Raw genomic sequence first — 25,600 nt, 5'->3', positions numbered from 1 at the left:
TCCCTATCGAACGACCGCGACTTAAAGCCGCCGGTTCCGACCGTTTTGCGGTGGATCGAAGTGATCCGGTCGGTCGTCCTGACCCCGGAGAGGCACCCAAATCTCCATCCCTTCGGCCGCCGTACACCGAGTATGGACCACACGCTGGAGCCGCTCGTCCGATCGCTTCGGGACGCCCCGGTCGTCGAGCGAAACGGCTACGAGTACTTCGTCCACGGCGTCACCGACGGAAACCCGCCGCTCGAAGCCGAGGTGTTACGCGGAATTGCGAAGACGATCGTCGACCGGATCGACCTCGAGTCGGTCGACAAACTGATCGCGCCCGAGGCGATGGGGATCCACCACGGGGCCGCCCTCTCGCTCGAGACGGATATCCCGCTGGTCGTGGTTCGCAAGCGCGAGTACGGCTTCCCCGACGAAGTCGCGGTCCACCAGGAGACCAGCTACGGCGAGGACGAACTCTTTTTGAACGGCGTCGACGCCGGCGACCGCGTTCTGCTCGTCGACGACGTGCTCTCCTCCGGCGGGACGATCGAAGCGGTCTGCGAGGCCCTCGAGGTGGTCGAGGCGGAGATCGTCGACGTGGTGACCGTTCTCCGGCGGGTCGACGCCGATCACGACGTTTCGCGGGAAGTGACGAGCCTCCTCGACGTCCGGGTCGAAGACGGGTCGGTCGTGATCGTCGAGTAATGCGGACTGGTCTACCGGTTCGCCGACGAAACCGCCGGGTGGTCGCGGCTGTCACCGGTGAGAGCGGCCATTATTTCGCAATCGACCGCGTATCGACGTCGGTCCGTCTCATAGTGATTATCGTAGCCTCCCGGAGATCTCGAAACCGGGCCTTCGACACTGTGTCTCGGTTCTTTAGCGGCAAACTATGAACTCCTACGATAATCCCTATCAGTCCTCGAGGACGAGTCGATCGCCGGAGGCGACCGGATCGGCGGCACCGGCAGGAAGTTCGACGATCAGGTCCGCCGTCTCTCGGGCGAACCCGCGCCACGGCCGGAGGCGTTCGACGCGTTCGACGACGCCGTCGACGACCCAGACCACGTCGATCGGAAAGAAGACGAACAGCATGTGCACGTCCCGCGTCTTCGCGGCGTCGAACCGAAAGGCGAGCGCGTAGTCGGCGGGGATCGACCGGCGGAACATCAATCCGCGCATCTGGGCCGGGATGGAGTCTGCGAGGTCGACCGTCGAGGCGAGCACCGTCGGCTCCCCGCCGTCCGGTTCGTGGACGAGTTTCACTCCATCCAGTCGACACCGGGACGGCAAAAATCTCACGACCGGTTCCGTCGCTCCGAGGGATTCAAACCGATAGGCGTCCTGTGACCGATCGAACATGGAGCGAACCCCGAACGGGACGTCCGTCGGGGTCGACGACCCCTACGAGTTCGCCGGCCTCTGTGACCACCTCACCGGCGACGGCCGGTGTCGATACGCCTACGACCACTACGAGCACGATCCCGAGTTCGCCCGCGAACGCGCTCGAGCGGACTACGCGTGTCCGATCGTCGATCCAGACGCCGAGGCGCTCGAGGGCTCCGCCCCCGCGTCGTCGGAGAGCGCCGATCCCGACTCCACGGCGGATCCCGACTGGTCGACGTGTCCCCACTTTCGCTCGCGCAACCGCGACCGCGAGTGCGTCCGCTGTGGCCTCGAGGAGAAGCGAATCGCCCAGACTGACGAGCGGCCGTTGCTCGAGGAACACCACCTCTCGTACGCCCGCGACGGCGAGCAACTCTCACACGAGATCACCGTCTACCTCTGTCGGTGGTGTCACGCCAAGGTCCACAACTCGTGGGCCCGGATCACCGACGACGCCGCGCCGGATCCCGAGGCGATCGCCGCGCTCGAGGAGCGACGGGGGCGCGAGTACGACGAACTGGGATTCGAGTCGGCCGCAGACCGCTACGGCGACGATCAGTAACGCGTCGGTCCGAACTCGCGTTCGATCCCGAACGGTCGGGGTCCGGAGTGGCACGCGCTGGGAGTGGAGTGGCACGCGCCGCGACCGGAGTGGCACGCGCTGGCAGGGGTCTTACCGGAACGGCCGCCTCGAGCACGTACCCGCCGCCTGGCAGACGCACTCCATCGACTTCGGCCGCGGCGAGCGACCCGCGGTGACGATGCCGATGGGCGACGTCTCGACGGCCCACTACACGACCGGGGTTCCGGACGTCTCCGTCTACGCCGTGATGCCCCAGCCGGGCGGCTGGCGCTGAAATCCCACCGGTACCTCGCGCCGGTGCTCGAGACGATTCCCGTTCGGCAGGGCCTGAAACGGATCGCGGGCATCGTTCGCGAGGGTCCCGCCTCCTGGTCGCGAAAGCGCGGTTCGGCGTACGTCTGGGGCGAGGCTCGAGCCGACGCCGAGGACGAACGGGTCGTCTCGCGGCTGCAGACCCCCGACCCGTACGTCGTAACCGTCGACGCGGCCGTGGCGGCGACCGAGCGCGTCCTCGAGGGGGAGGCGGGCGACGGGTTCCGGACGCCCGCCGGCGCGCTCGGGAGCGGATTCGTCCTCGACCTCGAGGGGGTCTCCGGCTTCTTCGACGAATCGCGTCCGGACTCCGAGTCCCCCAGAGTCGACGTCGCGTCGTAGGCGCAGTCGCGCGGTCTGCCAATCGGACGACCCTCGTTAATCGAGGATGTCGCCGATGCGCCGCGGTTCGCCCTGCAGGTTCGGCTGTTCGGCGACGATCTTCAGCACCTCGTGGTCGGTCACGTCGTGGTAGGACTTCTCGGTCGCTTCCTCGATGAGGTCCTTCTCGAGGCGGAACTCGGTGCCTTCGTAGACGACGTCGACGCCGTCGTCGTCGAACGCGAGGGTAGTCATGTCCGATCCGTATGCGGTGTGGCCCTAAAAGGGAGACGCTACGCGTCGGGACCCTCTCGAGTCGGGGTGACGGCCGGAACCGTCCGTCATCGATGGTGCTCGGGTGACCGGTGGCCCCGACGATTCACGAAACGCGATCGGAACTCGTCGACAGCCGAACGAGATGCTACCGTCAGACGGGCGACAGACAGCGCAGGGCCAACGACGAAGTTTATTATCAGGGGGTCACATTGGAGCCGAGTGTGGCCGTACGCAGGGATCCGCTCGACGAACTCGTCGTCCCCGACGGGACCGAAGCCAAGGAAGTCGCCCTCGAGACCGACGGAGACGTGCTCGTCGGCGCTCGGTCGTCCATCGAGTTCGGCGTGCGCGGTCGGAACGTCCTCGCCGGCGAGAGCGTCGAGTTCGCGGGCGAGATCGAAGCCGACGGAGACTGTCGACTCGACATGTGGTGTGACGTCGCGAAGAACGTACTGGTCGGCCAGGACGCCTACATCGGCGAACGGGTCCACATCGGCGGGAAACTGAAAGTCGCCGGCGACCTCGACATCGGCGACGACGTCGACATCGAAGAAGGGTTCGAGGCCAACGGCTGGATCGTCATCCGGAACCCGATGCCGACGATCGTCTTCTTGTTCGTCTACCTCAAGCACCTGCTTCTCATCGGCGAGGAGGATACCGCCCAGCGTCTCATCTCCGAACTCGTCGACGAGGAGGACGGGGAACCCGAGACGGAACCGCTCGTTATCCCCCGGAACGCAACGGTGGGCGACGACGCGTGGCGGGTGTCGACGCCCGCGACGATCGGCGACGACTGTCGCCTCCACGGCAACGTGAGAGCCGAGACGATCGACGTCGGCGACGACTGCAACGTCTTCGGGAGTCTCCGCGCTCGAGGCGCGGTCGACGTTGGCGACGGCACCCGGATCCACGGCGATCTGACGACTCGAGACGGGGACGTCGTCGTCGGCGAAGACGCTCGAATCCTCGGCGACGTCTCCTGTAACGACCTCGAGCTCGGGCCGGGTGCGGAGATCGACGGTACGATCCGGGCCGACGGCGAGATCACGATGGGGACGACCGAACGCGAGCGGGAGTGATCGGATTACGGTACAGCGACGACGGCGTATCACGGAGCCGACAGCACGTCACGGAGCCGACGCTCGCTCGAGAGACGCGATCGGCGTCGGCACCGATCGGCGTTTCGAACTACGCCAGCATCGACCGACGTTTCCCACTCCGTCGGCACCGTCAGCGGTTCTACCTACGCCAGACTCATCGGCGTTTCACACTTCGTCGGTGCCGATCGGCCCGTTGCACCTCGAGATTCGTCACTCCGATTCGTCGTAGGTGAGTTCGGCTTCGCCGGCCGTATCCTCGGTGGAACGAGAGCGCTCGCCCGGTTCGACCGTGAACCCGCCGTTCGCTCTCGAGCTGAGCTCTCGTTGTGGGTACGGGATGGCGATACGTTCTCGCTCGAACGCCGTTTTGAGTTCGTAGACGACCGCCCGTATCGTCGTCCACTTCTTGTGGGCGTTCGGCTGTCGGATCCAGAACCGACACTCGAGCGTGATGGCCGAGTCGCCGAACCCGGTCGGGATGATCTGGGGTTTCGGTGCCGGCGCGACGTCGTCGACGTTCTCGATCGCCTCGACTGCGACCGACTCCGCGTGCTCGAGGTCGGTCTCGTAGTCGACGCCGACTTCGAGCGTGAGTCGGAGTCGGTTTCGTTTGCTGCGGTTGACGACCGTGCTGCTCGAGACCTGATCGTTCGGGAGGACGACGGTTTCGCCGTCGAAGCTCCGCAGGTGCGTGTTGACGATGGTGATGTCGACGACCATTCCCTCGTGGTCGCCGACGACGACCCAGTCGCCGATCTCGAACGGTCGGGAGAACATCAGGACGAAACCGGCGATCAGCGAGCCGAGCGTCTGCCGGGCGGCCATCCCAAGGACGATCCCGACGAATCCCGCCCCGACGAGCAACCCGCCGAGTTCGACGTGCCACAAAGACAGCGACGCGAGCCCCGCGGCCACGAAAACCGTCACCTGCAGGACGCGAAAGACGACTCCCTCCTGATGTGCCGTGACGTACTTCGCGTCCGCCAGCCACTCGTCCAGGCGGTGCTCGAGATACCGCGTTCCGACGACCGCCCCGAACAGGAGTCCGACCGTCAGGACGAGTCGAACGGCGTACGGCAGGACGGTCGCGGTCGCCCCGAGGACGTCCGTCGCTAGCTGTGCGTATCCCCAGACGACCAGCAACAGGAGTCCCGTTGTGCCGACGACGACCGTCTGCAACGTCCGGACGACCGCCCGCATCGGGAACGGAACGCCGGTCACCTCGTCGATCGTCTCGAGGAGCGTCCCGGCTTCGCTCTCCTCGAGTTTCCGGTCGGCGAACTCGACCGCTCTCCGGACGGCAAACGGCGCGACGAGAAATCCGATCACCAGCGCCAGAGCCACCGTTCCGGCGCTGATCGCCATTCGCGCCTCGGTCGACGAAATCGTCTCGAGGGCCACTCGAACTGCGTGCGCGCGTTCGAACACTGCCAACGTATCGGTAATTCCGACAGTTAACGGTTGTTGCCGAATCGGTTCGGTTTCCGAGCGTGCGACCCCCGAAGTCGCCGCCGTATGCGACCATCGCCGACCCCTATTCTTAATAGTTCTTGTACGTTAGGGAAAAGCAGGCATGAGAATAAGAGACATAGTTCGACGACGGAGGTGTCCATGCGATCGATCGCTCTGACGAAGGGTGTACCGGACTTCTCGGAGGGGGCGGTCTCGTTCAACGAAGAGGGCCACTTAGAACGGGGGAAGACGCCGACCGTGATGAACCCGAACGACGCGTTCGCCCTCGAGGCCGCACTCCAGACGAGGGTCCGCCACGGCGGCCACGTCAGCGCGATGAGCATGGGGCCGCCCGGCTACGCATCCGTTCTCGAGGAGGCGATGGAGTCGGTGTACGCCGACGACACGTACCTGCTATCAGACCGCGAACTGGCGGCGTCGGACACGTGGGCGACGGCGATCACGCTCAGCGCCGGACTCGAGAAGTACCAGGAGGAAGTCGGCGATATCGACCTCGTCTTCGCCGGCTTCAAGACGGCCGACGGCGAGACGGGCCAGACGGGCCCCCAGACCAGCTGGGCGATGGACTGGCCGATCGTCACGCACGTGATCGCCCTCGACATCGACCCCGACGAACGAATCTTGCGAGCGAAGCGACTGGTCGAAGGGGACGTCGACGAAATCGAGACGGTCGAGGCACCGCTGCCCTGTTTCGTCGTCACGGACCCGGAGTTCGAACCGAGATACCGGAAGGCCTCCCACCGGCTGACACACAAACGACTCCGCGCAGAGACCCAGCGGCGGGCCGACGATCACGAGGAGCAACTGACGACGTGGGATCACGAAGCGCTGAATCTGGATCCCGACTACATCGGGCTCGACGGCTCCCCGACGATCGTCTCCTCGGTCGATCCGATCCCCAAAGCGCCCTCGGAGCGCGAGGCGACGATGATCGATTTCGACGACGGCGAGGCGATGGGCGAGGTACTCGAGGAGATGCAACCGTACGCGGCTGGAGGTGACTGAACGTGTCCGAATTCGATCCAAACGAACACACGGTCGACGAACTGGACGACCACCTCGAGACGGTCGACGACGAGGACGTCCTGCAGACGATCCTCGAGGCCGAACAGGCGGGGCAGGACCGCAAGACCGCCCGCGAGGCGGTCCACCGACGCCTCGAGGCGATCGGCGCGATCGACGACGATCGCGACGGCGTCGAAGAGGGAACCGAGACGGAAGGCGAGTACGAGGCGACGAAAGAAGACGTCGGCGAGGAGGCCGACGGCGAAGACGTGGACGACGTCGAGGCGGGCGACGGTGAGGAGGCAGATGCAGACGACGGGGACGAGGAGGCCGTGAGCGACGAGAGCGAGGATGCGGACGACGGAACCGACGACGACGCGAGCGCCGAGGAAGAAGACGACGGACTCTCCCAGCCCACTCGAGACAAGAAACACGTTCGCGCCCTCGACGGCGGCGACTACGCGGACATGTGGGTCTTCTGTGAGACCCAGCAGGGCGAGTTGCTCGAGGTTTCCCAAGAGATGCTCGGCAAGGCCCGCGAGTTGATGGACGGGTTCGAAGCGGAGTACGGCGACGACGAGCGGGTCGTCGCGTTCCTGATGGGCGACGACTGCGAGGAACTGGCCGAGGAGTGTATCGCTTACGGGGCGGACGTCGCGGTGTACCACGACGACGAACGCCTCGAGCGGTTCCTGCACAAGCCCTACACCGAGATCTCGGCGCACATGGCTCGTGGCCAGGGGACCGTCGAGAGTACGGACTGGCGCGACTACGACGAGCCCCGCTATATTCTGTTCCCGGCGACGAACAACGGCCGGGACCTCTCGGCGAAGGTGCAGGCGGAACTCGACTCCGGGCTGGCCTCTGACTGTTCTGACCTCTTTATCCAGGAAGAGGAGGTGTCGAACCCGGTCAAGACGGGCGAACCCGGCGTCAAGAAGACCTTCGAGAAGGTGTTGCACATGAAGCGGCCGGACTTCTCCGGGTTCGAGTACTCGACGATCCTCTGTCTGGACAACCCCAGTCGGGACTTCCACCCGCAGGGCGCGTCGATCATTCCGGGCAGTTTCGAGCCGATCGAACGCGACGACGACCGGGATGGCCTCGTGATCGAACACGACATGGATCTCGAGGACGACTGGTTCCGCGTCGAGATCACCGAGTACGACCAGCTCGAGGCCGGCATCGATCTGACCGACCACGACGTGATCGTCTGTCTCGGACGCGGTATCGCCGACGATCCGACCGAAGGGATGGAGCTCGGACTCGATCTGGTCGACGCCTTCGAGGACGCCAAACTCGGCATCACGCGGGGGATCGTCACGTCCTCCTACCAGTTCGAGGGACACGTCGAGGAGTACGCGAAAGAGGAGCGCCAGATCGGCGAAACCGGACAGGTCGTCGCTCCCGACCTCTACATCGCCGCGGGCGTCTCCGGAGCGGTCCAGCACAAGGTCGGCATGGACGAATCCGACACGATCGTCGCGATCAACACCGACACGGACGCACGAATTCGGGACTTCTCGGATTACTTCGTCGAAGGGGATCTCTTCGAGGTCTTACCTCGGCTGACCGATGTGGTCGAATCGGGCGAGATGACGCCAGAAGCGATCGCCGACGGCCGCGGAGGTGACGACGAATGAGCGACGAGTCGGAGTACGAACACTACGAGGCGATCGTCGTCGGCTGTGGCCCCGGCGGAGCGGCCGCAGCCGCTCGACTCGCCGACCACGGCGTCGAGACGCTCGTCTTGGAGCGCGGCACGAAATCGGGATCGAAGAACGTCTCCGGCGGGCTGATCTACGCCGAAGAGTCGGCACCCTACACCGTCGACGACCTCTTCGACGGGTTCCGCGAGGAGGCCGCAGAGCGGCCGGTAACCGACTATCGGATCCACAACGTGGCGGGCAACAGCGTCAAGACGTACGACCTCACCGATCTCCACGAACACGACACCGACTGGTGTGACGCCGTGCTCCGCCGGCGCATGGACTCCTGGCTCGAGGACCAGGTCCACGAGAAGACGAGCGAGACCGGCGGCGGCGTGCTGACCGACGTTCGCGTCAACGGCCTTCTCCGGGAGGACGGCGAGATCGTCGGCGTCACCTGCGACGAACTGGATCCGATCACGGCCGACCTCGTCGTCGCCGCGGACGGCGTCAACTCCGAACTCGCCCGCGACGCGGGACTGATGGACTGGGAGGAGCCCGACGAGTGGTTCCAGGGCGTCAAAGCCGTCGTCGACATGGACCCCGACGTGATCGACGACCGGTTCGACCTCGAGCCCGACGAGGGCGTCGCCCACCTCTTTTCGGGCGACCTCTTCTCCGACGTCCGCGGCGGCGGCTTCCTCTATACGAACGAGGATTCGCTGTCGATCGGGACCGTCTTCCACCTGGACAGCCTCGTCGAACAGCAGGCTGAGCCACACCAACTGCTCGACGCCTTGCTCACCCATCCGCTGCTCGCGACGTGGCTCGGCGACGAGTACGACGAACGCGAGTACGCCGCGAAACTCGTCCCCGACTCGAAGAAGGTCGCCCACCGCGAACCGTACGAGGATCGACTCGTTCTCGTCGGCGACGCCGGCGGCCAGATGCAGGCCCAGGGGCCGATCATCAAGGGGATGAACCACGCCGTCACCGCCGGCGCGCTCGCGGCCGACGCCTTCGCCGTCACGAAGGGCAACGCCGATCCCGCCGCGGCCGGTCGCCGGTACGCGAAGATGCTCGAGGACTCCGGTACGATGGACAAACTCAGGCCTCGTCGGTACGACGTCGCACGCGCCGTCGGCGAGCGCGACCTGGTGACGAACGTCGTCGATACGGTCCTCGAGTCGCCGATCGGCTCGGTCGCGGTCGGCAATCCGATCTCGAATCGCTTGCTGCAGCGGGCGTACAACTCGCCGTTTCTCGTCTCGATGCTGCCCGATACGAGTACCGGCTACGTCACGCTGCCCTCCGTCATCGGCGAGACCCACGGCAAGACGATCCACTGGGAAAACGAGATCGAACCGCCGTCGCTCGAGGAGCGGATCGGCGATCTCACCTACGACACCGACGTCGGCAATCCTCACATCGAACTACTCGACGAATCGTTCGACGCCAGCGGGGCGGCGGTCTACGCCTGCCCGGTCAGCGCCGAGGAGTTCGGCGGCGGCTGTTATCGCTCGGAGACCGTCCAGACGAACGGCACCGAGGAGACGCTCGTCAGCCTCGACACCCAGCCCTGCGTCGAGTGTGGCACCTGTGCGATCGTCGCCGACACCGAGTGGGAACACCCCCGCGGCGGCAAGGGCGTCGAGTACCGTGAGGGGTAGCGCGATCGACCGACCGTGAACCGGTACGGTCCGCGCATCGCCGCCTTGCAACGTCGCGCCGAACGCGACCGCGAGCGCATAGAGCGCGGCGACCGGGAGATCGGCCCCGACGACGCTTCCACCTACCTCCGGGAGGGTGTCGGGCCGTCGATCTGGCTCTACGTCGAGGGGCGAACGGGCGGGCGGATGGTGCAGTTCTCGCCCGCGGAACTGGCGGCCTTAGAGCGTGCGATGAACGCCTGGCTCGAGTGTTACACCCGGTGTTACGGCGTCGAACTCGAGGCGAACTTCTCGATTCGCGAGGCGGCCGAACTGTTGCTCGAGACGCGAAACGTAGACGACGTCGGCCAGTTGCTTACCGGTGTCCCCTTGCGGTGATCCACGAAATATCTCTTCGTTCCAGGGCGGGTCACCGTCGATAGGCGAAACAGTCAACGACCTGGCCGAGGTATCAAACCCGTGACTCTCATCGTCGAGTTCGAACTGGATACGCCGATTCTCCGTACCGCCGCAGAGGGGACCGACGAGATCCGGATCGAGGAGGTGTACGAAACCGAATCCGGCGAGTCGAAGCTGTTGTTCTGTGCGTACGGCGACGATTTCGAACGGTTCGAATCGGCACTCGAGGAGGATTCGACCGTCAGCACAGCCACCACACTCGACGACGCCGTCGATCGACGGCTGTACAGCATCGTCCTGTCCGACCGGGCCGCGAGCCGGCTCACGTATCCCATCGCAGCCGAGTACGACGTTTCGGTCCTGGAGATCTCCATCACCGACGAAACCGTCTTACGCGTACGAGTCCCCTCCCGCGAGACGCTCGCCGCGTATCGACAACGGTGTCTCGAGCGCGTTTCCGGATTCCGCGTTCGTAGACTGTACCCCGAACAGAAGTCCGAAACGGGACAGTACGGCGTCACGGAGGCACAGTACGACGCGCTTCTGGCCGCGCTCGAGGCGGGATACTTCGACGTGCCGCGAAAGACGACGCTGTCTTCGGTCGCGACCGACCTCGACGTCTCCGATCAGGCGCTTTCGGCGCGACTCCGCCGTGGGCAGACGAACCTCCTCGAGCACACGCTGGCGGAGGATCAGCCATCTTGACGCGCCAAACACCGGCCTGCCATCCTGACACGTCAAACACCGGCCCCGATGTAAAACGTTGGTCAATCAATGCGGCTCCTTTCCAGGTCGCGAGGCGTCCATTCGGTATGGATACTGAACCAACGACGCCGAGCTTGTCGGCCGACGGGCAGGAACGCGATCATGGCACTGACGGCGGCCCGTTCGTCCACCAGGCCGAACCGGGACAACCGCTCAGTGAAGCCATCACGGTCGCCGTTTCGAAACGGGAAGAACTGGACGATCCCGTCGCCGTCGCTCGCGAGTTCGGACCGCTGTACGAATCGATCGATCCGTCCGCACTCGATGCGCTGTTCGATTCGTCCGGCACCCTCGAGCGCTCCGCCGGGACGGTGTCGTTCGCCTACGCCGGCTATCGCGTGACGGTCGATACGACCGGCCGGGTCGAACTCTCCGACCTCGATCGCCTGGGCTTACGCGAGGGGTAACGCTGCCACCTCGAGACGTCCGGCCGAAAATGAGCCGTTGCGGGTCAGTTTATCAGGTCGTCGCGGATCAGTAGATCAGTTCGTCGTCGTTTTCGACCATGTACAGCGTCCGGGCCGCGATGTTCACGGCGTGATCGCCGACGCGCTCGAGATCCCGGATCGTCAACAGGAGCCGAGAGACGTCCTGTAGCAGTCGCTCGACCTCGTTCGGAGAGTCGAGTTCGCGTTCGATCAGGTCCCGGACGACGATTTCGCTCGCCCGCTCGGCGAAGTGATCGAGGTCGTCGTCGCGAGCCGCGAGTTCTCGACAGGCGTCGACGTCTTCGGTGTCGTAGGCTTGCATCGCGTCGTCGATCATCGCAAGCGTCAACGACCCCATCTCCTGGACGTCGACGTCCGGGAAGCGGTCGTGCTCGGCCTCGAGGGTGTACTCGCCGAGGTTGACCGCGAGGTCGCCGATCCGTTCCAGATCGGTGATGATCTTGAACGAGGCGGCGATAAACCGCAGATCCGAAGCCACGGGCTGTTGGAGCGCGAGCAACTCGATGCAGTCCTGCTCTAAGTCGAGGTACATCTGGTTGATCTCGTCGTCGCTCGTGATGACCTCTCGAGCGAGATTCTGGTCTTTCTGCTCGAGAGCGTCGAGCCCCAGTCGAAGTCGCTCCATCACGACTTCGCTCATGTAGAGGATATCCTCGCGGAGTTCCGCGAGTTTCTCCTGGTAGGATTTCCGCGCCATAGTTCAGCCACCCGTGCGTGCGGGGATATAGCTTGTGCTCACCGTGATTCACACCGACATCGGTACCCCTTCCATCGGTCGAACGACTCCGTAAATACGGTCGCCGACCTCACATGAAGTCGGTCAGCCCGGACTGACCGTCGTCCGTCTCGTCGGTTTCGTCCGCCGACTCCGTCGATCCCGTGCCGTTTTCCTCCTCGCTTCCGTCCGATTCGTCGGCCGCGGAGACGAGCGTTTCCTGTTCGTCCCTCGGCGCTCCGCCCGTGGCGTCGACTTTCTCGTCCGAACTCGAGTCGGTGTCGCCGTCGGTGTCGCTCGTTCCGAAAAACGCGGATCCGGAGTGTTCGACGGTCTGTTCGGTCTGGAGTTCCTCGGCGTCTTCGACGATCGACTGGACCTTGTTGGTGTCTTTGCCGCTTTCAGTGACGAACGAGACCTCCGACTCGTCGAGTTCGTAAGTCGCCGCCATCCGAACGGTGAGGTCCCGATTTCGGCAGTGGTGGGTCATCGCTGAGAGATACGGGAGGATCTCCCGCCGTGCAGTCGAGACGCTCGTCCCCTCGCGTTCGGCCACTCGCTCCGCGATCGAGTCGCGCGTGTTCCGGGTGCCTTTCGTCCGGCCGAGTTTCGACCAGTAACTCGGCGGACCGTAGCGCGTCCAGCCGCCTTTGTCCTCCCGACGCGAGGCTGCGACGCCGGCGGTCATGTTGTCCGTCGCGTACCGCCAGAACGAGTAGTCCTGGGTCGCCCGAACGCGGCCGAGCCACCGATCGGCGTTCGAGAGATAGCCGTAGGCGTCCGCGAGTTCGGCTCCCGCGTAATCTTTCGGCACGTTGTCCTCGATCCAGTTGAGTAACTCGTCGGGCGTCTCGTCGACGTCGTAAGACGCTCGGAGTGCTCCCTCGGCGTCCTCTTCTTTGATGAGCGCGTCGAGAAAGTCGAATATGCCCTCGGTTCGATCGCGTTCGCTCGTGACGACGTCGTCGACGGTCAGCCGTTCGGCCTCCTCGGCGACCGCCTGCAGGTCGTTGACCGCCGAACGAAGGTCGCCGCTGGTCGATTCCGCGATCTTCTCTAAGGCGGTCTCCTCGAATTCGACACCCTCGCGACGACAGATGTCACGCAACACCGGGACGATCGAGCGCTTCGAGACATCACGAAACTCGATCGTCTCGCAGGCGTTTCGAAGCGAGTTGCTCATCTCGTAGAACTCGTTTGCCACGAGGACGACCGGCTGGTTGGCCTCCTTGACGACTCGAGTGACTTCCCGAGAGCCGCCGTAGTCCGCACTGCCGTGGAAGTTGTCCGCCTCGTCGAGGATGACGAGCCGACGGCCACTGCCGCCGGCCGTAAGCGTCCCGCTTTTCGAGGCCTCGCCTGCGACTCGCTGGATCACGTCGGCCTGGCGATCGTCGCTGGCGTTGAGCTCCATCACCGGCCAGCCCATGTCGTTTGCCAGCGCGTGAGCCGCGGACGTCTTTCCCACCCCGGGACTCCCGTGGACGATCACCGATTTCCGGTGGTCGTCCCACGTCTTCGCCCACTCCTCGAGTTTGTCGCGGGCCTTGTTGTTCCCACGTACCTCCGACAGCGTCGTCGGTCGGTACGTTTCGGTCCAGTCGCTCATTGGACACTGGTTGGGGCGAGTCGTGTTTAGGGATTGCGGAGCGTCACTCCTCGGCGACCGTCTTCAGGTCCAGACGGGAGGTGACGTCCGCATACGTCTCGTCACTCGAGACGATGGTATCGCCGTTCGATTCGACGAGGTGAAGTGCATCGAACGGTGTGAACCCGTGGTCTTCCACGTACGTCGCCGCCGTCACGACCGTCTCCACGTCACCGCGTACCTCGACGAGACTGGCGGCGTTCGAGACGACGCGTTCGGTATCACGCTCCTCGCGGTAGGCGACCATCAGGAGTTCGATGAGCGTGAACTGCGACGTCCATAACTCGTCGCGATGCTCTCGGTATACCGTTTCGGCGGTGGTGCCGAGCCAGTCGTCGTCCTTGATTAGTGCGAGAAGGAAATCTGTTTCCGCATACATTTACCGTCCAGCCTCGTCGAGCGCTGCGTCACGCGCTTCTTCACGAAGTTCGTCGGCTGGCGTCTGGACATCCTCGAACTCGTCCCTGAGTGCCTCGAGCGGGTCGTCGGCGACCGGGACCAGTTTAACTCCATCGGGGAGTTGAACGACGTGATATCGGTCCCCGTATCGCTCTCTGACCTCCTTCGGGAGCGTGAGACGGCCACGGTCGTCAAGCGCTACGTCTGCCATACCTCGGTGTACGGTGGGAGAAAGTAAAAGCGTTCCCCGATATATGCGAATACCCACACCCCACGTATCCGAGCGTGGCTCTGCGTTCACGAACGGCCGACGACGCACAGTCGGCGTTCTCGGTACACCGGGTCCACATCGGATTCGTTCGACTGCCCGGACCAGTCGTTCACCGAAAAAGCGTCTCGTCCTGTCGCGCCGGTCACCGGTAGAGCGACAGGTAGAGCATGCCGAACCCGACGATGAACGGGACGGTTTCGGCGATGTAGAAGGCGGTCAACGGCTCGGATAGCTGCGAGACGATCGTGGTAAGCCCCACGCCCATGCTGAGAAACGCGAACCCGATAAACGCGCTTTCCAGGCGCTTCGACGGATTCATTCGGTATGACTGGAAGCTAATGAGGGTAAGCCCCAGCGCGAGGGCGAAGACGACCATCTGCAGTAACATCAGCAATACTTCGAGTAGTTCGTTCATACTGGTGCCCGTTCTCTGGCGTTCGAACCCACTCTACTTAACACCAAGCTCGTCCCAGAGTTGAGTGAACCGGTCCGGCAGGTTTTCCTTTCGAAAGATTCGGACGTCGTATTCGTCGTCCTCGAGGGAGATGACCGTACTATCGAAGTTACACCGATACTCTTTGTAGTGGTTTCCGTCGTCTGCAACCAGCGTCCGTTCTTTGATAAGATCGTGTTCCTGGAGAACGTCGAGTCGTCGATAGATCGTCGGTTGAGAGAGATCAAGCCGGTCGGCCAGCTCCTTTGCGGATCCGGATTTCCGGCTAACCGAGGCGAGTACGGTACGAGCGTGCTCGTCCCCGATTGTGTTGAGGATCTCTTCGATGGGGGTTTCATCCGCCATGTATGTGTGCTACGGGAATCCTCATGCAAAAGGTTTTCTGGGTTAGTGAAATACTCGACCTGTATTGTAATTTTGTTGAATGGTTACGCGCCTATACCTCTCAGAAGAGGTCGTACAGGTCGCGAGTAAATGTAAATAGTACGACTAAAACACGCCGGCGAGACCGGTGTTATCACGACGAGAAAATACCTTTATATACCGATTATCGGGAAACGAGGCTACTGTCGATGATATATGGTATAGAGGTGTGAGAGTCAGGTATGGCAACGACTAATGACGTCTCGAATGGGATGACCGAACCGTGCGAAGAGTGCGAAACGGATACGTTACACGAGGTTTCCGTCCAACTCGTAACCGAGGGCGGTGAAGGCGAAAACGCGCGATACTCTCGAGAACCGTACCGGGTTCGGGAGTGTCAACGCTGTGGGAACCGCGAGAGTCAGCGGATGAACAACGCCTGATACGGACCCCTGTCAGCGTGACGTCGGACAATCCCTGTCGACGGCCCCGTTTCGATACCGTCGGTGCGTCCGAAACGCTCTATTGCATCCATTGGCCGACTCATCTCGTGGGGTTGGCCGTTTTCAAATTCATCGAGAAGAGTCGGTGAAACGGTCTGTGCGGACTGCTGTCGGTCAGTACCGGTCGGACCGCAAACGGTATGTGGGTACACCGGACACCGTGACTGCGGTCCGTGTCGATGTCCGATCCGATCGGATTTGACCGGAACACTGATTCCAGGCTAATCGAAATTTCCACCGGGATTCACCGTGCGGAAATCAACAGCCGACTGGCTGAGAACTGTGGCTCGAGACGCCGCTGGGCGGGTCAGGTCGATGCTGGTAGCGGTGACGCTGGGACTGTTTGCGATCGTCTTCTTCCGAGTCCAACCGGCGTTCTCGCTTCTGGCCGGTGTGGTCGCCGTCCTGTCGGTCGCGACGGCCATATCCGGCCGATTTCGAGCGTTCGTCGACGACAATCGGTGGGCGGTTTTCGGTTCGCTCTTGGTGTTTATGGGGATCGTTCTCGCCGCCTTCGCTATCTCATACGGTTTACTGTCAGTCCTCACCGGCGCACCCGCGACCAGAGCGGCGGGTGCGCCGGTACACAGTGACAGTAATCTGTATCAAACAGTACCGTCTAATCGGGCAGTAACGGCGAGGTGACGACTCGAGGCTCGACCTGTTGAGTATCGACCCGACGACGAATCACCGCGAACAGGACCCGAAGCGCGGAAAAAGATCCAGTGAACGACGCGGGTAACGTCCTCAGCCGTCGCGCTGGTGAATCCAGTACCGGTGGACGACGACCGGAAGACCGGCCGTGTACTGGTTTCCGTCGGACGAGACGGTGACCGTAACGGTCCGCGGAAGCGCCTCGAGAAGCGTCTCGAGGTCGACCGGTTCCGGACGGGTGCGTAACTCACCGTTGGGGCCGTAGACGTACCGCTGGTTGACCACCGTCGCGAGCGGAATCGCTCGTTCGAATTCGTCCGACGCGACGTCGTCGTCGATTCCGTCGGCGGCGATTCGGTCGATCCCGAGGAAAACGCCCGCTCCGAGTAGTTCGCGATCTGCGAGTATCGATCCGATGCGGTCGTGGACGCGAACGTTCGCGCGTCTCGTCGCGTCCTCCTCGAAGTCGCTGGAATCGTCGCTCGAGACGGTTATCTCGTCGGAAAGCGAGACGGAGTCGTCGGTTCCGAGTCGAATCGTCTCGGAAACGTCCGGCTCGAACGGCTCCCCGTCGCTTCCGGTACAGCCGGCGAGCGCGCCGGTACCTGCGCCGGCTACCGCCGCGATCAGTCTCCGTCGGTTCACAGAAGAAGCGAGGCGGATGCCACGGGGCTTGACCCCGTGGAGGAAGCCGACCCTCGATGACACAAACCACGTTCTAGTGATAGGCCGACCCCCAAATGTATAAGTAATACTAACTACATATGTGAAATAAAGTGGGATACCGTCGCACCGCCGTCATCAAACTCGACACTCCTGAAGGGGCCGACGACTCCCTTCGAGAGACTGTCGAGCAGTTCAAACACTGCGCCAACACCGCGAGCGAATGGTGCTGGTACGGCGACGACGGCTACCACGTCACTTCCAAAGCCAAAGCCGAACGCGCCCTCTACGACCGACTCCGCGACGAAACCGACCTTACCGCGAACCTCGTCCAGAAAGGGATTCGCAGAGCGGTCGAAGCCGTGAAAAGCGGCGTCGAACGCCTCAAACGTGGTGAGAACACGTCGAAACCGCACATTTCTGCTGATAGCGCAGCCTACGACAAGCGAAGCGCGACGTTCCACCGCAACCACGTTTCTCTTTCGACCGTAGACGGGCGCGTTGAGTGCGAGTACATCCTTCCCGACGACTCGGAGACACCACCGACAAAGTACGTCTCCGACGAGGATTTCGAGTTTCGGATGGCCCACCTCCAGTATCGCGACGGTGACTGGTACCTCCACGCTTCGATGCGGAAGGTCGAAGCAAACGAGGAATCGCCTGAATCCGAGTCCAAGCACAGAACAGTCCTTGGTGTGGATTTGGGCGTGAACAACCTCGCCGTCGCTTCGACTGGCCGATTCTGGTCGGCAGACGAGTTCAACCACTGGCGTCGAGAGTACGAGAAGCGTCGTGCATCCCTCCAGCAGTGTGGGTCTCGCCACGCCCACGACAACATCGAGAGCGTTGGACAGAAAGAGTGCGGACGGTTCGAGATCTACCTGCACACTGTAGCGAACGAGCTTATCGAAGAGGCTATGGAGAACGACTGTTCGCACATCGTGTTCGAGGACTTGACCCACATTCGGGAGAACATCCCCGAGGCGACGTGGCAACACGTCTGGGCGTTTCGACGCCTCTACGAGTACGTCGAATACAAAGCCGAAGAACACGGCGTCGAAGCCGTACAGGTTGACCCGCGCAACACGTCGAAGCGTTGTTCGACGTGCGGGTTTACCCACGACGATAACCGGAACGGAGAGTCGTTCGAGTGTCAGAAGTGCGGGTACGAGAACCATGCCGACTACAACGCTTCCAAGAACATTGGTTTGCAGTATCTCCGTCGCAGGCAAAATGCAGACGACGGAGGCGCACCCGTAGATGTGCGCTTGAATCGTGGGACGTTGAACGTGAGTGGGGAGTACGTCCCCCCTGCCTCGGTTGAGGCATAGAACGGGAGTCCACGCGAAAGCCTCGGGGTCGTACGGAAATCTTTTATTTCCGTGATGATGAAAGGTCTTCGACCTTTCGAACCACTTGACCCCGAGGCGATTTACATCGCCACTGGATCTGTCATCGACATAAATCTTCTTCGAGCGTTAGTCGTCACTGCGCAGATCTTCGGCGATCCGGAAGAGCACCGTGCCGAAACCGGCGACCGTGAGGACGAACCGCTCGCCGGACCCCGCGATCGGGAAGATGCGCTCGACGTCCGCCGGCGGTTCGTCCCGCGTCGGGTCGAATCCGGTCGAGTAGTGCGTGTCCGCGGTCGTTCCCCGCGTCGTCGACTCGTCGAGTTCGCCAGTGCTCGAGTCGAATTCGACGAACGTCTGGACGAGGCCGCGCTGGTCAGTGACGAGGAGCCGTCCCGAGAGATCGTAGAACCGGTCGTGGACCGGCCAGAAGAGGTTGACGCCGTTGAAGAACGCGTCGAGCAGTATGTGCGCGAACAGGACGGTCACGAGAGTTACCCACGCGACCCGGTAGCCGTACTCGCCCCAGCGGTTCAGGACGTACGACTCCTCGCGAAGCTTGACGTCCCAGACGAGGATCGCTGCCGGAATCAGGACGACCCACACGTTGTGAAGCGCCGCTCGGTGTGTGCCCGGAACGTAGATTCCGATCAGCGTATCGAGGTCGATCAGCGCCGTTGCTCCCATGACGACGAGAATCGCTTTCGTGTCGAACCGATCACCCAGCAGGGCGACCCCCATCATGCCCGCGATCGCGACGTGAACCACAGTCGACGGCATATACGCCGTCTCGAATCGACGCTGCTTGACTGTTGTCCTCACGGGCTCACCGCGCGGCGATCGCACGCCGGGGCCGCCGATCGAGACGGAACTGGACCGGGGATCGAACTCGAGGCGACAGGACGACCGCCGACACAGGAGCCGGCCAACAGTGATGCGAAGAGCGTGGGCTGGCACCGACACAAGCGCTCTACGGCGCGGGGTGGGGAACTGGAGGTGAAGCGTTCGAACGGGACCGGCGATCGGAACCGCTCACAGACACGTCCGGTTTCGACAGGACGGACAGTACATCGAATCGGACTGCTGAATCGTGTACGACGCTTCACACTGCGAACAGAGACAGCCGGTCGAGAAGCCCATCTCGCGTGCGACGCCACGGACCGTCGTTTCGAGCCGCCGTTGGTCCCGTTCGAGATCGTTGAGCCTCGCCTCGAGGTCCCGATCCCGGTCTGAACCGTCTTCGTCTCGGTCAGAACCGTCTTCGTCACGCTCCGAACTGACCTCGTCTCGGTCAGAACCGTCTTTGTCTCGATCCGAACCGACCACGTCTCGGTCCGTACCGTCGTCGCCGCGGCGAACTGTCGGTTCCGCGTTGAGGGGAATCATTGTACGGTTCAGATCGCGAACGGGCAAAAGGACGCTTCCAACGTGTGATGGCCTCGAGAGCGGCGGGTCAACGCAGCGTCACCGCGTCGGGCAAAGACGGCTCCCGAACGGTACTCTCCTCGTCGCGGGAGTCCGGACCGCCCACCGACGGAAACGGACGCGGGACGTGCGGCGATCGTCGAATCGTTCCAGCCGACGGCGAGAGGGTCCGGTAGCTACTTGGGTCGACCGCGTGACCGACGCGTATGGGCGGACGTGGACCGAAACGAGAACTCGCCGAAAAGATCGCCGGCGAGATCACCCTCAGCGACGACCCCGGGGCGACGCTGCGCAAGTGGCGGACCGACTTCGACGTATCACAGACCGACCTCGCGTCGGAACTCGAGGTCTCGTCGTCGGTGATCTCTGACTACGAGAGCGGCCGCCGGGAGAGCCCCGGCATCGTCGTCGTCAAACGGCTCGTCCAGGGATTGCTCTCGATCGACGAACGCCGCGGCGGCGATCGCATTCGCCAGTACGGGCGCGTCCTCTCGGCGGGGTTCGAAAGCGACGTCGTCCTCGACCTGCGCGAGTACGCGACGTCGATCCGTCTCTCGCAGTTGTACGACGAAATCGACGCGACCGAGGTCACCTCCGGGAGCACCGACCGGATCAGCGGCCACACCGTCATCGACAGCATCGAGGCGATCACCCGCCTCTCGAGCGAGGAGTTCTTCCGATTGTACGGCCAGAGTACGAACCGCGTCCTCGTGTTCACCAACGTCACCCGCGGTGAGGGCGTCGGCATCGCGCTTCGGGTTCTCAACCCGACGCCGAACGCCGTGATCCTTCACGGTCTCGAGAAAGAGGAACTGTGGGAACACGCCCGCGATCTCGCGCGAATCGACGACTACTCGCTCGCCGTCACGACCGAACCGCTCGAGGACGTCCTCGAGCAACTCGCCACGCTCGAGTGAGCCGGGCCGCGTCGTGTTTCCAAACCGATGACACCGATCGACACCGTCTCCCGACTGGATCGAACGGAGCGCTTGACGCTCGGATTACTGATCGGTTACGTCGCAACGCTGACGGGCGTCTACGTCGTCGACGATCCGGTCGTCTGGCTCGCGTGGGCGGTCGGTGCGGTCCTCGTCGCCGGATGGACGATGATCGCCTACAACCGGTCGGCGACGGCCGAGTGACGTCTCGCGTCGCGGCGTCGAACGCTACGAGTCACTGTACACGGACAACACCGGTGCAAGCCAGCTCGGAAAACGGCGTGTGAGTACATCGAACCACAGCGACTGCGGTCCGTGTCAGGCGATCTGCTCCTCGTACTCCTCGGGCGAGAGCAGGTCCTCGAGTTGGCTCTCGTCCTCGGGATCGATCTCGATCATCCACCCGTCCTCGAACGGTTCGTCGTTGACGAGTTCCGGCGAGTCGAACAGGTCCTCGTTGACCCCGACAATCTCGCCGCTTACCGGTGCGTAGAGATCCGAGACGGCCTTGATCGACTCGATGACGCCGAACTCGTCGTCCTGGGCGATCGAGTCGCCCTCGTCGGGGAGTTCGACGAACACGACGTCGCCCAGTTCGTCCTGGGCGAAGTCGGAGATACCGACGCGAACACCGTCTTCTGTCTCGAGCGCCCACTCGTGCGATTCCATGTACTGTCTGTCTTCGGGGATGTCGAACGTCATGTTATACTGTGTCGACGAAGGGTGTGGTTTCAACTCTTGCCTTTTTCGATCGGCCGCGGACGACGACCTGCAGCGTCGTTCCGGGTTCTGCGTACTCGACCGGCACGTAGCCGAGGCCGATCGGCTGCTCGAGCGACGGACTCATCGTCCCGCTGGAAACGGTCCCGACGACGCGGCCCTCGGTGTTCGTGATGTCGTAGCCGTGGCGGGGAACGCCGCGGTCGATCAGCTGGAAGCCGACGAGCTGTTCTTCGAGACCGTCGGCTTCGACGCGGGCGAGCGCGTCTCGCCCGACGAACTCGGTGTCGAGGTCGACCGCGAAGTCGATGCCGACCTCGAACGGATTTCGCGGGTTCGACTCGCGGTCGAACTCCTGGCCGGCGAGGACGAAGCCGGCCTCGATCCGGAGGGTGTCCCGAGCACCGAGTCCGCAGGGCTGACAGTCGATGGCCGACCAGATCCGTTCGGCCTCGTCGGCCGGAACGATCAGCTCGAAGCCGTCCTCGCCGGTGTAACCGGTCCGGGCGGTCCAGCACTCCACGCCGTCGACGGTCGCTTCCATCGCTTCGAACCGACCGAGATCCAGGACGTCCTCGCGACAGGCCGCATCGACGAGCTCGGGTGCGTTCGGCCCCTGGACCGCGAACATGGCGTACTCGTCCGTTCGGTTGTCGACGGTCGCCTCGAGGTCCCACTCGTTTCGGTGGTCGACCCAGCGTTCGTGAGTCGCCTCGTCGGTTCCGGCGTTTGGCACGAACAGATACGTGTTGTGCCCGTCCTCGTCGGGCAGCCGGTAGATGACCGTGTCGTCGATGACGAGTCCATCCTCGTCGGTGATCGCCGCGTACTGGGAGCCGCCGACCGCGACCCGACTCACGTCGTTCGTGGTGAGCCGTTGCATCAGCGCCGTCGCGTCCGGGCCGGTGACGTGGATCTGTCCCATGTGGGAGACGTCGAAGATTCCGGCGTCTTCACGGACGGCCATGTGCTCCGTCTGGATCGAGTCGAACTCGACGGGCATATCCCAGCCACCGAACTCGGTAAACTTCGCACCACGCTCGTCGTGGATCCCACGCAACGGCGGCGTCTGAAGCGGCATATCCGGACCCACACTCCGTACACAGTAATGTCTTTTCGTCGCTTCCGGTCGGATTCCTCGGGTGGTGCGCGCTCGAGGTTTCCGATTCGTATCCGTCGTCGAACCGACACTCTCTGTGATACGGTTTACTGTAACTCATTACCGGCCCACCCGCGACCCGGCTGACGGGTGCGCCAGTACACAGGTACAGTAATCCGTATGAGGACTTCGACACCGCCTCGATCGAATTCATGGGAGAGGTCGAGCCCCATTATCGACGGTCGGAAGCGCAACCGACTCGAACTGCCGGTTACCGTCCGCGCTCCTCGATGGTCAGCGTGTAGTTCCCGCTCCCGTCGACAGCACGGACGAGGATACGAATCGTTTCGCCGCCCGAGAGGTCGACGGTGGCTTCCTCGTCGCTCCCGTCGCCAGTCGACGCCTCGTCGTAACTCGTCCGTGACGGTCGACTCCCGTCGGTGGTCACGTAGAGGTCGAAGTCGGCGTCCGACGGCCCGTCGATCGTTATCGTTGCACCACAGGGGGACGACGTTCGCAAGGCGTAGCTCCACCTGTCGCTTCCACCCCACCAGCTCGCACGGAGGCTGCTTTCGACGCTCGCAGTCTCCGTTTCGGCCCCGCATCGATCGGGCTCGTCTTCGTCCTCGTCACCGTCGTTTTCGTCGCCATCGTCGTCGCCGTCGTTTTCGTCGTCACTGCCGTCGCCACCCGTCGCATCGATGACCTCCTCGGGGGAGAGCCGCTCGCGGTTGAGCTCGAGCCACATGCCGTCGGGTTGCTCGAGGTCGATCGAGGTGACGGGGCCGTCGACCCAGAAGGCGTCGCCGTGACCGCCGCCGGTGACGCCGCCGGCGTGCCACGTCCCGTCGTCCTCTTCGACGAAGTCCTCGGACGTGTAGGTTCCACCCTCGATGCTGCCGCCGGAAGGGGTCTCGTACGGCGCGTCGGCGAACTCGACGGGGCCTTCGGCGGTGAACTCGTACCCCGCACCCCTGGTATCCGACTCGGTGATGAACGCGAGGAGGTCCGCTTCGGTCTCGTCTTCTTCGTCGTCCTCCTCGTCTTCCTCGCCGCCGGTTTCCGCGATGACCTCTTCGGGGGAGAGTTCCTCGCGATCGAGTTCGAGCCACATGCCGTCGGGTTGCTCGAGGTCGATCGAGGTGACGGGGCCGTCGACCCAGAAGGCGTCGCCGTGACCGCCGCCGGTGACGCCGCCGGCGTGCCACGTCCCATCGTCCTCCTCGACGAAGTCCTCGGAGGTGTAGGTGCCGCCCTCGATGCTGCCGCCGGAGGGGCTCTCGTACGGCGCGTCGGCGAACTCGACCGGTCCGTCGGCCGTGAACTCGTAACCCGCGGACCGTGCGTCGGGTTCGGTGATGAACGCCAGAAGGCGTCCCGCCGGCTCCTCTTCGTCGTCTTCGTCGTCTTCGGTCTCGTCCTCGTCTTCACCATCCCCGTCGTCCGGTTCGTATCCGTCGGGAACCGTGTTCACCGCGGCGTTCGCATCCACCCGGCCGTACCCCTGTGCGTGACTCGAGAGGCCGACGTCGGTCGCCGTCTTCCGGAGGTGCTCGCGCAGCGTCTCGACCGGGAGATCCGGATACGCGGACAGCACCAGACCGGCGACGCCCGAGACGACCGGCGTGGACATCGACGTTCCCGACGCGCGCGTGTAGCTGTCGTTCAGGTCGGTCGAGACGAGGCTGGTTCCGGGTGCCGCGAGTTCGATCGCCGACCCGCGGTTCGAAAACGACGCGAGTCGGTCGCTCGAGGTGAGCGCCGAGACGGCGATCACGGAGTCGTAAGCGGCGGGGTAGAGGACGGAACCGCCGTCGTTTCCAGCACCGCCGACGAGAAGACAGCCCTGTTCGACGGCGTACTCACAGGCGTTTTCGAGCGTCCGCCAGTCACTCGAGCTGGCGAGTGAGAGGTTGATCACGTCCGCGCCGTTGTCGGCCGACCACTGGATGGCGTCGGCGACGTCCGAAAGCGAGCCGCTGCCGCGTTCGTCGAGCGCGCGGGCACTCAGGAACGTACAGTTACTGATGCCGGCGTGCCCGGTCCCGTTATCGGTCGCCCCGGCCGCGATGCCGGCGACGATCGTTCCGTGGGTTTCGTTCGACGTGGCGGGATAGGGCGTGTTCATCCGACCGACGAAGACCTCGCCGATGCGGTCGTCGACGTTCGGCTCGAGGTTCTCGTGATCGTACTGGACGGCCTGATCGACGACCGAGATGACGACGTCGTCGTCGCCGAGCGTTCGCTCCCACGCCCCCTCGCAGTTGACCTGTTGTGGCGCGTGTTGAGAGCCGTAATGGGGATCGTTCGGCGTGTGAAGCGCCTCGATCGTCGCGTTTTCTTCGACGTACTCGATTTCGTCGATCCGCTCGAGCGCTTCTTTAACGCGTTCTTTCGCCTCTTCGGGCGTCTGTGCGGGAAACGTAATGGAGACGTAGTTTATGACCTCGTTCGAGTGAACGACGTCCGCATCACTGGTAAGTCCGGACTGGACCGTTCGTTCGATGTCCGAAGCCGAGGGGGAGACGCCGACGAGCAATTCTTCTTTCTTAGGACCGGGAGCACGTTCTGGCGTCGCGCTGGCGACGCCGGACGACCCAAAGAGTGCGCCGAGCGCACCGGCGGCTTTGAGAACCGATCGTCGATCGTGCTCCGAGAAGTCGGTAGATGGCATACGACGACAGTCAGGTTCTCGTGAAATTAACAAAAATCTTCGCGAACTGGGGATGATTTATTCGAATATCATTCCATACATATCCTGTCACTCAAAACACGGTTCGAATATAAACGGTGAACTGCTGAAGTTCGTCGTTGACAACCGGCAACGAAGTGTGATAAACCGACCCGCTGTTTCCGACCCACTGCAACGGGTCGTTCGAAGAACAGTATCGCTCAGTGGGATACGGAGTACCGTAGCCAACCGGAGATACCGGGCCCAGTCTCCGTCGTCGCGTCCCGGTTCGTCGGAGAACCGACGAACGGCTCCGAGATTCGCCCTCACACGGTTTACTGTACGTCGTTGC

28 protein-coding genes and 1 pseudogene are annotated in these 25,600 nt (G+C 63.3%); 14 read left to right on the top strand and 15 right to left on the bottom strand.

The genetic code is table 11. The annotated features are described in order from the left end of the window. Window positions 1–132: 132 nt before the first annotated feature. Window positions 133–690, top strand: a complete 558-nt coding sequence (hpt, locus tag EA473_RS16280; RefSeq protein WP_124196709.1) for a hypoxanthine/guanine phosphoribosyltransferase — start codon at window positions 133–135, stop codon at window positions 688–690. A 210-nt stretch (window positions 691–900) separates the two neighbouring features. Here hpt and EA473_RS16275 read toward each other — a convergent pair whose 3' ends face one another. Then, window positions 901–1,251 carry a DUF192 domain-containing protein gene (locus EA473_RS16275; protein ID WP_124196708.1) on the bottom strand — a complete coding sequence of 117 codons (351 nt, stop codon included), beginning with the start codon at window positions 1,249–1,251 and terminating at the stop codon, window positions 901–903. A 94-nt stretch (window positions 1,252–1,345) separates the two neighbouring features. On the opposite strand from EA473_RS16275, the gene EA473_RS16270 reads away from it, so the two are divergent. Next, window positions 1,346–1,933, top strand: coding sequence for a DUF7097 family protein (locus tag EA473_RS16270; protein ID WP_124196707.1), 588 nt, complete (start codon window positions 1,346–1,348; stop codon window positions 1,931–1,933). A 112-nt stretch (window positions 1,934–2,045) separates the two neighbouring features. After that, window positions 2,046–2,608, top strand: a pseudogene (locus EA473_RS16265) (saccharopine dehydrogenase family protein); the annotation flags it as partial. A gap of 36 nt (window positions 2,609–2,644) precedes the next feature. Here the strand turns inward: EA473_RS16265 and EA473_RS16260 are convergent. Beyond that, window positions 2,645–2,842 (bottom strand): DUF5800 family protein, encoded by a 198-nt coding sequence (locus EA473_RS16260; protein ID WP_124196706.1) that lies wholly within the window; start codon window positions 2,840–2,842, stop codon window positions 2,645–2,647. A gap of 242 nt (window positions 2,843–3,084) precedes the next feature. Here EA473_RS16260 and EA473_RS16255 point away from each other — a divergent pair, with 242 nt between their 5' ends. After that, the gene (locus EA473_RS16255) at window positions 3,085–3,942 is read left to right on the top strand and encodes a polymer-forming cytoskeletal protein (RefSeq protein WP_124196705.1); all 858 of its coding nucleotides are present in this window, start codon (window positions 3,085–3,087) and stop codon (window positions 3,940–3,942) included. Between the two features lie 231 nt (window positions 3,943–4,173). Here EA473_RS16255 and EA473_RS16250 read toward each other — a convergent pair whose 3' ends face one another. Then, entirely contained in the window at window positions 4,174–5,328 is a 1,155-nt protein-coding gene (locus tag EA473_RS16250) for a mechanosensitive ion channel family protein (RefSeq protein WP_124196762.1), read from the bottom strand. A gap of 246 nt (window positions 5,329–5,574) precedes the next feature. Here EA473_RS16250 and EA473_RS16245 point away from each other — a divergent pair, with 246 nt between their 5' ends. From EA473_RS16245 to EA473_RS16220, 6 genes are all read left to right on the top strand, one after another. Continuing rightward, window positions 5,575–6,441 carry an electron transfer flavoprotein subunit beta/FixA family protein gene (locus tag EA473_RS16245; RefSeq protein WP_124196704.1) on the top strand — a complete coding sequence of 289 codons (867 nt, stop codon included), beginning with the start codon at window positions 5,575–5,577 and terminating at the stop codon, window positions 6,439–6,441. Window positions 6,442–6,443: 2 nt separating this feature from the next. Continuing rightward, window positions 6,444–8,084 (top strand): electron transfer flavoprotein subunit alpha/FixB family protein, encoded by a 1,641-nt coding sequence (locus EA473_RS16240; protein WP_124196703.1) that lies wholly within the window; start codon window positions 6,444–6,446, stop codon window positions 8,082–8,084. Beyond that, window positions 8,081–9,760, top strand: coding sequence for an FAD-dependent monooxygenase (locus tag EA473_RS16235; RefSeq protein WP_124196702.1), 1,680 nt, complete (start codon window positions 8,081–8,083; stop codon window positions 9,758–9,760). The genes EA473_RS16240 and EA473_RS16235 overlap by 4 nt, the downstream gene beginning before the upstream one ends. 15 nt (window positions 9,761–9,775) lie before the next feature. Further along, window positions 9,776–10,138: a hypothetical protein gene (locus tag EA473_RS16230; protein ID WP_124196701.1), complete on the top strand. Its 363-nt coding sequence runs from the start codon at window positions 9,776–9,778 to the stop codon at window positions 10,136–10,138. 81 nt (window positions 10,139–10,219) lie between these two features. Beyond that, window positions 10,220–10,864: a helix-turn-helix domain-containing protein gene (locus tag EA473_RS16225; protein ID WP_124196700.1), complete on the top strand. Its 645-nt coding sequence runs from the start codon at window positions 10,220–10,222 to the stop codon at window positions 10,862–10,864. A gap of 107 nt (window positions 10,865–10,971) precedes the next feature. Next, window positions 10,972–11,331, top strand: coding sequence for a HalOD1 output domain-containing protein (locus tag EA473_RS16220; protein WP_124196699.1), 360 nt, complete (start codon window positions 10,972–10,974; stop codon window positions 11,329–11,331). 67 nt (window positions 11,332–11,398) lie between these two features. On the opposite strand, the gene phoU is transcribed toward EA473_RS16220, so the two are convergent. The 6 genes from phoU to EA473_RS16190 all read right to left on the bottom strand — a co-directional run bounded on the left by phoU (window position 11,399) and on the right by EA473_RS16190 (window position 15,205). Beyond that, window positions 11,399–12,070 carry a phosphate signaling complex protein PhoU gene (gene phoU, locus EA473_RS16215; protein WP_124196698.1) on the bottom strand — a complete coding sequence of 224 codons (672 nt, stop codon included), beginning with the start codon at window positions 12,068–12,070 and terminating at the stop codon, window positions 11,399–11,401. 109 nt (window positions 12,071–12,179) lie between these two features. After that, window positions 12,180–13,697 carry a replication factor C large subunit gene (locus EA473_RS16210; RefSeq protein ID WP_124196697.1) on the bottom strand — a complete coding sequence of 506 codons (1,518 nt, stop codon included), beginning with the start codon at window positions 13,695–13,697 and terminating at the stop codon, window positions 12,180–12,182. Window positions 13,698–13,740: 43 nt separating this feature from the next. After that, complete coding sequence (locus EA473_RS16205) at window positions 13,741–14,115, bottom strand: type II toxin-antitoxin system VapC family toxin (RefSeq protein ID WP_124196696.1); 375 nt, start codon at window positions 14,113–14,115, stop codon at window positions 13,741–13,743. Next, window positions 14,116–14,346: an AbrB/MazE/SpoVT family DNA-binding domain-containing protein gene (locus EA473_RS16200; protein ID WP_124196695.1), complete on the bottom strand. Its 231-nt coding sequence runs from the start codon at window positions 14,344–14,346 to the stop codon at window positions 14,116–14,118. It lies immediately after the preceding gene. A 202-nt stretch (window positions 14,347–14,548) separates the two neighbouring features. After that, window positions 14,549–14,821, bottom strand: a complete 273-nt coding sequence (locus EA473_RS16195) for a DUF7521 family protein (protein ID WP_124196694.1) — start codon at window positions 14,819–14,821, stop codon at window positions 14,549–14,551. Window positions 14,822–14,854: 33 nt separating this feature from the next. Continuing rightward, window positions 14,855–15,205, bottom strand: coding sequence for a winged helix-turn-helix domain-containing protein (locus EA473_RS16190; RefSeq protein ID WP_124196693.1), 351 nt, complete (start codon window positions 15,203–15,205; stop codon window positions 14,855–14,857). A gap of 260 nt (window positions 15,206–15,465) precedes the next feature. On the opposite strand from EA473_RS16190, the gene EA473_RS16185 reads away from it, so the two are divergent. Then, complete coding sequence (locus EA473_RS16185) at window positions 15,466–15,666, top strand: DUF7835 family putative zinc beta-ribbon protein (RefSeq protein ID WP_124196692.1); 201 nt, start codon at window positions 15,466–15,468, stop codon at window positions 15,664–15,666. An 807-nt stretch (window positions 15,667–16,473) separates the two neighbouring features. On the opposite strand, the gene EA473_RS16180 is transcribed toward EA473_RS16185, so the two are convergent. After that, window positions 16,474–17,025, bottom strand: coding sequence for a hypothetical protein (locus EA473_RS16180; protein WP_124196691.1), 552 nt, complete (start codon window positions 17,023–17,025; stop codon window positions 16,474–16,476). 131 nt (window positions 17,026–17,156) lie between these two features. Between EA473_RS16180 and EA473_RS16175 the strand changes: the two genes are divergently transcribed. Further along, window positions 17,157–18,374, top strand: a complete 1,218-nt coding sequence (locus EA473_RS16175; protein WP_124196690.1) for an RNA-guided endonuclease InsQ/TnpB family protein — start codon at window positions 17,157–17,159, stop codon at window positions 18,372–18,374. 147 nt (window positions 18,375–18,521) lie between these two features. Here the strand turns inward: EA473_RS16175 and EA473_RS16170 are convergent, their stop codons facing one another. Further along, window positions 18,522–19,175 carry a metal-dependent hydrolase gene (locus EA473_RS16170; RefSeq protein WP_124196689.1) on the bottom strand — a complete coding sequence of 218 codons (654 nt, stop codon included), beginning with the start codon at window positions 19,173–19,175 and terminating at the stop codon, window positions 18,522–18,524. Window positions 19,176–19,427: 252 nt separating this feature from the next. Continuing rightward, window positions 19,428–19,781 carry a hypothetical protein gene (locus EA473_RS22835; protein WP_243645281.1) on the bottom strand — a complete coding sequence of 118 codons (354 nt, stop codon included), beginning with the start codon at window positions 19,779–19,781 and terminating at the stop codon, window positions 19,428–19,430. 245 nt (window positions 19,782–20,026) lie between these two features. On the opposite strand from EA473_RS22835, the gene EA473_RS16160 reads away from it, so the two are divergent. Both EA473_RS16160 and EA473_RS16155 read left to right on the top strand, forming a co-directional pair. Further along, window positions 20,027–20,737 carry a helix-turn-helix domain-containing protein gene (locus tag EA473_RS16160; RefSeq protein WP_124196688.1) on the top strand — a complete coding sequence of 237 codons (711 nt, stop codon included), beginning with the start codon at window positions 20,027–20,029 and terminating at the stop codon, window positions 20,735–20,737. Between the two features lie 27 nt (window positions 20,738–20,764). Next, window positions 20,765–20,962 (top strand): hypothetical protein, encoded by a 198-nt coding sequence (locus EA473_RS16155; RefSeq protein ID WP_124196687.1) that lies wholly within the window; start codon window positions 20,765–20,767, stop codon window positions 20,960–20,962. Window positions 20,963–21,076: 114 nt separating this feature from the next. Here the strand turns inward: EA473_RS16155 and gcvH are convergent, their stop codons facing one another. From gcvH to EA473_RS16140, 3 genes are all read right to left on the bottom strand, one after another. Next, window positions 21,077–21,460: a glycine cleavage system protein GcvH gene (gene gcvH / locus EA473_RS16150; protein WP_124196686.1), complete on the bottom strand. Its 384-nt coding sequence runs from the start codon at window positions 21,458–21,460 to the stop codon at window positions 21,077–21,079. A gap of 1 nt (window position 21,461) precedes the next feature. Next, on the bottom strand, window positions 21,462–22,559 hold the full coding sequence (gene gcvT / locus EA473_RS16145; RefSeq protein WP_124196685.1) for a glycine cleavage system aminomethyltransferase GcvT: 1,098 nt from the start codon (window positions 22,557–22,559) through the stop codon (window positions 21,462–21,464). 289 nt (window positions 22,560–22,848) lie between these two features. After that, entirely contained in the window at window positions 22,849–25,251 is a 2,403-nt protein-coding gene (locus EA473_RS16140; RefSeq protein ID WP_165875306.1) for a S8 family peptidase, read from the bottom strand. Between the last annotated feature and the right edge of the window lie 349 nt (window positions 25,252–25,600).

This window comes from Natrarchaeobius chitinivorans (assembly GCF_003841505.1).
GTDB lineage: Archaea > Halobacteriota > Halobacteria > Halobacteriales > Natrialbaceae > Natrarchaeobius > Natrarchaeobius chitinivorans.
This window is presented reverse-complemented; position numbering and strand designations above follow the sequence as displayed.